8 protein-coding genes are annotated in these 6920 nt (G+C 74.5%); 4 read left to right on the forward strand and 4 right to left on the reverse strand.

The annotated features are described in order from the left end of the window. A partial coding sequence (locus ACFE67_RS10460; RefSeq protein WP_375406814.1) for a GAF domain-containing protein occupies positions 1-1195 on the reverse strand: 1195 nt, incomplete at its 3' end. A gap of 129 nt (positions 1196-1324) precedes the next feature. On the opposite strand from ACFE67_RS10460, the gene ACFE67_RS10465 reads away from it, so the two are divergent. Continuing rightward, complete coding sequence (locus ACFE67_RS10465; RefSeq protein WP_375406815.1) at positions 1325-3052, forward strand: hypothetical protein; 1728 nt, start codon at positions 1325-1327, stop codon at positions 3050-3052. Between the two features lie 18 nt (positions 3053-3070). Here the strand turns inward: ACFE67_RS10465 and ACFE67_RS10470 are convergent, their stop codons facing one another. Both ACFE67_RS10470 and ACFE67_RS10475 read right to left on the reverse strand, forming a co-directional pair. Continuing rightward, positions 3071-3799, reverse strand: a complete 729-nt coding sequence (locus tag ACFE67_RS10470) for a gamma-glutamyl-gamma-aminobutyrate hydrolase family protein (RefSeq protein ID WP_375406816.1) — start codon at positions 3797-3799, stop codon at positions 3071-3073. Positions 3800-3970: 171 nt separating this feature from the next. Then, the gene (locus tag ACFE67_RS10475) at positions 3971-4435 is read right to left on the reverse strand and encodes a hypothetical protein (RefSeq protein WP_375406817.1); all 465 of its coding nucleotides are present in this window, start codon (positions 4433-4435) and stop codon (positions 3971-3973) included. Positions 4436-4528: 93 nt separating this feature from the next. Here ACFE67_RS10475 and pdxH point away from each other — a divergent pair, with 93 nt between their 5' ends. The 3 genes from pdxH to ACFE67_RS10490 are packed head-to-tail and all read left to right on the forward strand — an operon-like array spanning position 4529 to position 6250. After that, the gene (gene pdxH, locus ACFE67_RS10480) at positions 4529-5155 is read left to right on the forward strand and encodes a pyridoxamine 5'-phosphate oxidase (protein WP_375406823.1); all 627 of its coding nucleotides are present in this window, start codon (positions 4529-4531) and stop codon (positions 5153-5155) included. Further along, on the forward strand, positions 5152-5808 hold the full coding sequence (locus tag ACFE67_RS10485; protein WP_375406818.1) for a hypothetical protein: 657 nt from the start codon (positions 5152-5154) through the stop codon (positions 5806-5808). Before pdxH ends, ACFE67_RS10485 begins: the two co-directional genes overlap by 4 nt. A gap of 49 nt (positions 5809-5857) precedes the next feature. Then, positions 5858-6250 carry an ester cyclase gene (locus ACFE67_RS10490; RefSeq protein WP_375406819.1) on the forward strand — a complete coding sequence of 131 codons (393 nt, stop codon included), beginning with the start codon at positions 5858-5860 and terminating at the stop codon, positions 6248-6250. 4 nt (positions 6251-6254) lie between these two features. Here the strand turns inward: ACFE67_RS10490 and ACFE67_RS10495 are convergent, their stop codons facing one another. Further along, the gene (locus ACFE67_RS10495; protein WP_375406820.1) at positions 6255-6725 is read right to left on the reverse strand and encodes a hypothetical protein; all 471 of its coding nucleotides are present in this window, start codon (positions 6723-6725) and stop codon (positions 6255-6257) included. Positions 6726-6920 lie beyond the last annotated feature (195 nt).

Consider the following 6920-nt stretch of genomic DNA (forward strand, 5'->3'; position numbering starts at 1 on the left):
TCGCGGCGAGCTTCTGCACCTCGCGCTGCGCGCGGGACGCCCACTCCTTCAGGTCGTCCTTGTCGATCGAGTCCTTCGAGCGCGGCAGCACGTTCAGGACGCAGAGCGTGCCGATGTTCGCGCCGTCCGCGCTCCGGATCGGGGCACCCGCGTAGAACCGCAGCTGGCCCAGGTCCATCATCGGGCTGTCCTTGGTGCGCTCGTCGCGGAGGGTGTTCTCGATGACGAGCGGCTCGTCGCCCTCGACGGTGTACTGGCAGGCCGACAGCTCGGCAGGAGCGCCACGGCCCTGCGGCGTCGTGTTGGCCACGAAGAACTGGCGGTCGCCGTCGATCAGGCTCACCCAGGCGGCATCCGCGCCGAAGTGCGACTTCGCGTCCTGAACCAGGCGGTCGAGCGCCTCGTTCCCGCCGGCCTTGGCCATGATCTGCTCTCCGGGACGCCACTGCCAGTCGTGCTCCGAGATCTCGTGCGAGAACCGGTACGGGTCGAGCGCGCGGGCCTCCTCGAGCGCCGGGGCGCACGCATCGGCGAACACCTCGGACCACTCGGCGTAGAGCGCTGGCGAGCCGTAGGGGCGCCCGGGCTCGGCCTGCGGCGCGCGGTGCGCGAGGTACTCGAAGCCGTCGTACCGGCCGACGAGCTCCTGGGTGATCGCGTTCAGGAGGTCGGCGCGCCGCTGACCGATGCGCGCGGCCACGCCGCGGTACTCGGCCAGGGAGTCGACGTCCTGGATGCCGGCGACCACGATGCGGGCCGACGGCTTGCTCTCCTGCGACAGGCGGTCCAGCAGGCGAGCCATGTCGGCGCGGTAGTCGGCGGCCCTGGTGAGGCGGACGGCGTCGTTCATGCTGAGCACGACGAGCACGAGGTCGTACGGCGCCAGCGCCGTGTCGCCGATCCAGGCGTCGACCGCGGCGAGCGGCATCATCTCGTCACCGATGTACCGGATGTCGACAGGACGCGTCGTGCGACGCGTCAGGGCGCGGGCCAGCTGGCCGGTGAGCGCGAGCTCGTGGGTGACCGTGCCCCAGCCGTGCGTCGGGCCGTTGCCGATCAGGAGCACGCGGTCGGGATCATCGGCACCGGAGGTGATGACGGGCGAGTCCCGTGGCACGGGCACGGACTGCTGGACGTAGATCATCTTCGTGTACCAGAGCTTCGCTGCCGCTCGGACCGTTCTGCTCTCCAGCATGTGGTGGCGCCTTCTCCGTGGGGGTTCGGTGTTCCCGGTGATTCTCCTGGGCGGAAGCGGCGGACGACACGCCCCAGTCGGAGGGACGGGTCTGGCACGTCGCGGTCGGGTTCCGGTTGAATCACACCCGTGGGAGTCACCGCGACGGACGTGCGCCTGGGCGGCTGGACCGTCGGTGCGGTCGTCGGCCGCCGCCCCGCCGGCGTCGCGCGCGACGCCGTCCATCCGGGCAGCGGCGCCAGAGCGGTGCTGGTCGTCGTCGACGCCCGCTTCACCGACCGGATGCCGCCGGACGCCGAGCAGGTCGCCCGTGCCGCCGTGATCGGCTCCCCCGCCGTCCTGCCGATGCTCGACGCGGGCCTGCTCGACGACGGGACGCGCTGGTATGCGACCCCCGCAGCCCCCGCCGACGTGCTCGACCCGGCGTCGGGCTGCTCCCCACGTCGTGCCGCGACCATCGCGGCGGGCGTCGCCACCGCGCTCGCAGCCGTGCACACCGCCGGTCTGGTGCACGGGCTCATCGGGCCGCACGCGGTCGTCCCGGCCGGGGGACGGCACGCGGGCGGCGCGATCGGCACGACGCTGCTGCTCGACACCGGCGTGGCCGCGCTGCTCGGCGACCGGGCCGCGCAGCTCGCCGCGGCGTCCGGGGTCGCCCTGCCCGCGGATCGTGGGCAGGAGGCGGACGTCTACTCGCTCGGTGCGCTGCTGCTGCGCCTCCTGACCGCGGCTGCCCCGGCCGGGCCGGCGCTCGCCGCCCTGCCGCCGGAGATGCGGGGCCTGCTCTCCGCGATGCTCGACGAGGACCCGGCGCGCCGCCCGACCGCAGGTGCTGTCGCGCTCCGGCTGGCCGGTCTGCGTGAGGGGCTGCTCGCGACCGCGCCGATCGATCTGCACCGCGCAGACCGGCAGCCCGTCACCGCCGAACGACCGGCGGCGGCGGTGCCCCCTGCACCGGTGTCGCGATCGGTGGCCGCTCCCGTCCGGCCGGAGCGCGCGACGCCGGCCGTGCCACCTCCGTCACTCGCGCCGCGGCCCGCGACCGGCGCGCTGCGGACGCCGGTCACGGCTGCGTCGCCGACGATCGCGCCGAGGCCGATGCTCGAAGCGGCGCCGTCGCTCTGGACCGGATCGCTGCCGGTGCACCGCGTGGACCGTTCTGCGCGGCGCGGTCGGACGCTGCTGCTCGTCGCCGGCGGCATCGGTCTCGCCGGGCTGATCGTCGGCGTCGTCGCGCACCTGCCGACCGACCGGGACGCCGGCGTCGGCGCGGTCGCGGCGGCCGCCCAGGACGGCGTGCTCGGCGTCCGGCCCGCCGCGCCCGACGACCTCGTTACGGCTACGGCCACGGCCGGCACCGCGCGTCACCGAGCCGACGCGGCGACCTCCTCCGTCACCGCCGCCGCCGCCCCCGCGTTCGCCCGGCCGACCACGCCGGTCCCCTCCCCGCTGGCGGCGTCCGCGACCTCGTCGACGCCGTCGAGGAACACGACGGCGCCCACGACGCGCTCGGAGCAGGCCCCGCCGAGCTCCGCTCCGCCCAGCTCGATGCCCTCCAGGCCGGCACCCGCCAGCCCCGCACCCTCCAGCGCGACGCAATCCAGCTCGACGCCGTCGTCCGCACCGCAATCCAGCTCGATGCCGTCGTCCTCCGCGCCGTCGGGGTCGACGCCCGGTTCCTCGACGCCGTCCGCTACCGCGAGCGACAGCGCCTCTTCCACGCCGACCGCGTCGGTCGCGCCTGCGCCGAGCGCTTCGAGCACGCCGAGCGCCGCCGCCCCGACACCGTCGGAGTCGGCGACCCCGGACGCCGGTGCCACTGCCGATGCGGGCGGCGGAGCACCGGCCGCGGACTGATGCGCCCGGGTGTGCTGCTCAGGCGTCGGCGAGCTCGACGAACCGGCGCAGCAGCCGCTGCGGCTCGGTGACCGTCGCCTGAGCGAGCATCGCCAGCACCGTCTCGAGCCCGCCCTCCGGGAAATAGCCGTGGCGCTGGTAGATGACCGCCCGCTGCCCGAAGTCCTCGGTGGTCGGTTCGGGATGGAACTGGCTCGCGACCACCGATCCCGCCCGGTACAGCTGCACCGGGCTCGCGTCGTTGGTGGCGAGCAGCACGGCGCCCGGAGGGGGAACGGGCGCGGACTCCTTGTGGCCGGTCAGCGCCGTGAACCGGTCGGACAGCACGCTCGCGAGCGGATCGGCCCGCCCTGCCTCGGTCAGGCGGTTCTCCACGGCGGAGGCCTCCTCGGGATGGCTGCGGTCCACGGTTCCGCCGAGGACCAGCGTGAGCACGCCGATGCCGTAGCAGGTGAAGAAGACGGGCAGCTCGCGCTCGAGCGCACGTTCCGCGAGGGCGGCGAGCTGGCGTTCGGCCAGTCGCTGCGGGTCCCCCTTCGTCGACTCGTCGTCCGAGACCGAGTACGGGCTGCCGCCGATCACGACCCCGGCGCTGCGATCGGCCAGGTCGGGAGGCAGCACCTCGAGGTCCGCGCTGCGTGCGACGAGCCGCTCGCCGAGGCCGGTCGCGCGGCGCATCGACACGAGCTCGCCCGCGCGCGCATCCGCCTCCGGCCGCAGCTGCAGCAGCAGGAACGGCTTCGACACCCGAGCAGGCTAATCACGGTGGGCGGTGTGGGACGACCCGGGCGGCCGCCGGAGCCGGCCGTCCCGCAGCGATCGCGTCGCGTCGGGCGTCTCGGCGTCCTGGCCGCTGAGCGCCCGGGTCGTGCGGTCATCAGTACTCCGCGTCCCGCGCGATCCGCGGACGACACGCGGTCAGCCTCGGACGCGTCTCCCACGCGGTCGGCGGTCGGAGGGTCGCAGCGTCGCCGCCTCCATCCGGATCCGTTCGTCGAGACGGCGCAGGAGGCGCGTCGCGGGCAGCAGGTCGGGTGCGCCCGCGAGGCAGCGGACGAGCGCCGCGCAGGTCTCGAGCCGGTCCCGCGCCTCGTCGCCCGCGTGCGGGCGGTAGAGCGGGTCGACGAGGTACCGGTCCAGCACCTCGGGCAGCATCGTCACCGGCAGCACCCGCGCGACCGCGGCGATCGGCGCGAACTGACGTTCGGCGGCGAGCAGCGCCTGCTGGTCCGCGTCGAGCACGTCGTGCTCCGACAGTTCGACCGCCAGGCGCAGATCCGACTCCATGCGATTCAGGCGGTCCCGGCGCACACCGACGGTACCTCGGCGGAGGTCGGTGAAGAACTCGGTGAGGAACGGGTCCGCGGTGGGGAGTGCGCGCACACCGATGATCTTCCCCCCTGCACGAGGGGGTGTCCACGTCGGGCCGGTCGACCCGTGCCCGGCTGGAGGCGCGAGGATGTGCGGGTGCGATCGATGGACAGGCACGACGACTACGACCGCGGCGTGCTCGCCGACGGCACGCTCGACCCCGACCCGATCGCGCAGTTCCGGCGATGGCTCGGCGACGCGGAGGACGCGGGGGTGCCCGAGCCGAACGCGATGGTGCTGTCCACCGTCGACCGGAGCGGGCTGACTTCTCGCACCGTACTGCTGAAAGACCTGATCGAAGGCCGATTCGAGTTCGTGACGAATGCGGGCTCCCGGAAGGGCGCTGCGCTCGCCGCCGACGGACGCGTGTCGCTGGCCTTCCCCTGGTACCCGCTCGAGCGGCAGGTGCTGATCGACGGTGACGCAGGCCCCGCGCCGGCGGCCACGAGCGACGCGTACTGGGCGACCCGGCCGCGCGGCAGCCGGATCGGCGCCTGGGCGAGCCACCAGTCGGCGCCCGTCCCGGACCGCGCGACGCTCGATGCCGCGGTCGCGGCCGTCGAGCAGCGCTTCGCCGGACAGGACGAGATCCCCCGCCCGCCGTTCTGGGGCGCCTGGCTGGTCACACCCCGCCGGATCGAGTTCTGGCAGGGCCGCCCCTCGCGGGTGCACGACCGCTTCGCCTACACGCCCGCGGGCGACGGCTGGTCGGTCACCCGCCTCCAGCCGTGACGGAGGACGGAGAGCACCTCCGCCGCCGCCTGTATCGCCCGGGCGCCGGCGGCGCCGACGTCGATGCGTACCTCGCCGCCCGTGATCCGAATGCGGATCCGGATCCGGGGATCGGCACCGCGCGGACAGGCCGGAGGCGGTGGCGGCCGGTCGTCGGCGTGCTCGTGCCGGCGGTGGTCGTCGTCGCGCTGGTCGGCGTCGCCCGGGCTCCCGCCGGGACCAGCGGCGCCCGTCCGACCCCGCTGCCGACCTCGACGGTCGAGCCACGCACGAGCGCCGCGTTCCTGAGCCGCATCAGGAGCGATCGCGACGCCGGGCTGGCCGCGTGGTGGGATCCGGGCGCGCCCTTCGTGGAGGAGCACGGCGCCGGTTCGCGCACCGTCGAGCTGCCGCGTCCTGCGGGGAGCGCGAGGATCACCGTGCTGCTCGTGCTCGCGTCCGACGCGACGGCCGGTTGGTCGATCGACCGCCTCGTGATCCACGACGACCGGACGATCCACCTCAGCGAGCTGGAGGGTGCCGACGGGTCGGTGAGGGCCGGTGTGCCTGCGGTCGGCCACCTCGACTCCACCCCGGCGGCGCAACCGTCCCGGCTTCTGGTCGATGCGCCCGCCGGTGTGCGCTGGGGCGTCGCCGCGGTGTACTCCGACTGAGGGCGCCGCACCCGGCATCGGGTCCGGCGACGGCATCAGACTGGTGACGATGTCGACCGACGAGCTCCGCTGCTGGTTCGAGGACTACCTGGACGCCTGCAACCGCCACGACCTCGACGGGATCCGCGATCGGCTCGCCCCCGACGTGCGGCGGGCGGGCGAGGCCGGCGGCGCCGATGCATGGCTGCAGGACCTCGCGGCGCTGCTGGCGGCGTTCCCCGACTACCGCTGGAAGCGGATCACCGTCGTCGTGGAGGGCGACCGGATCGCCGCGCACCTCAGGACGCGCGGCACGCACCGCGGCCCGTTCCGCGGGATCCGGCCGACGGGACGGCACGTCGGTGTGGCCGCGTTCGCGTTCTACCGGGTCGTCGGCGGACGGATCAGCGAGTACGCCGGATCGGACGCGGACGCGGAGCTGGCTGCGCAGCTCGAGCGCTGAGCGCTCAGCCCAGGCCGAGCGCCTTCAGCAGACGACGCGGTCCGGCCGGCCGCTGCGAGATCGCACCGCAGCCGGCGAGTGCGAGCTCGATCCGGTGGGTGGCGGGCAGGACGTCCAGGTGCCGGAGCTCGCGAGCGAGGTAGCGGGTGAGCGCGGCGCAGGTGTCGAGTTCGATGCGGCGCGAGGCGGCGCGCGAGGGCCGTACCTCGAGGTGCGCGAGGTACGCCTCCAGCACCAGGAGCAGGCCGTGCGCCGGCATCACCCTGGCGACTGCGCCGTCGATGCCGAACTGGCGCTCGGCGTGCACCAGCACCTGCTCGTCGTCCGTCAGGACCAGCTCGGCGGTGCGTTCGACGGCGGTGCGCAGCACCCGCTCGGCGCGCTCGATGCCGGCCAGCCGGTGCCCGGTCGAGCCGCAGCGCCGATCGGCGAAGAACTCGTCGAGGCACTCGGCAGCGGAGAGGGAGCGGGGCATGCGGGCAATCATGTCGTATCCCCCCTCCGGGGGTCACGTCACGATTTCATCCCGAACGGGGGACAGAGCTGCGCGCCCTCCGCGCGCAGTCGCCCTCGCTCGTTGATCGAGGTGCGAGCGAGGCGAGCCTCGAGATCACTCGGAGTCGGTGGTGCTCCGCTGCGTCCAGGGGTTGGGTACCCGTCGGGGTCGTGC

It is taken from the genome of uncultured Amnibacterium sp. (assembly GCF_964244015.1).
GTDB lineage: Bacteria > Actinomycetota > Actinomycetes > Actinomycetales > Microbacteriaceae > Amnibacterium.

Excerpts from the sequence above, each read along its gene's own strand:
- ACFE67_RS10490 (WP_375406819.1), top strand. The coding sequence starts at position 5,858 with ATGTCGACCGACGAGCTCCGCTGCTGGTTCGAGGACTACCTGGACGCC.
- ACFE67_RS10495 (WP_375406820.1), bottom strand. The coding sequence starts at position 6,725 with ATGCCCCGCTCCCTCTCCGCTGCCGAGTGCCTCGACGAGTTCTTCGCC.
- pdxH (WP_375406823.1), top strand. The coding sequence starts at position 4,529 with ATGGACAGGCACGACGACTACGACCGCGGCGTGCTCGCCGACGGCACG.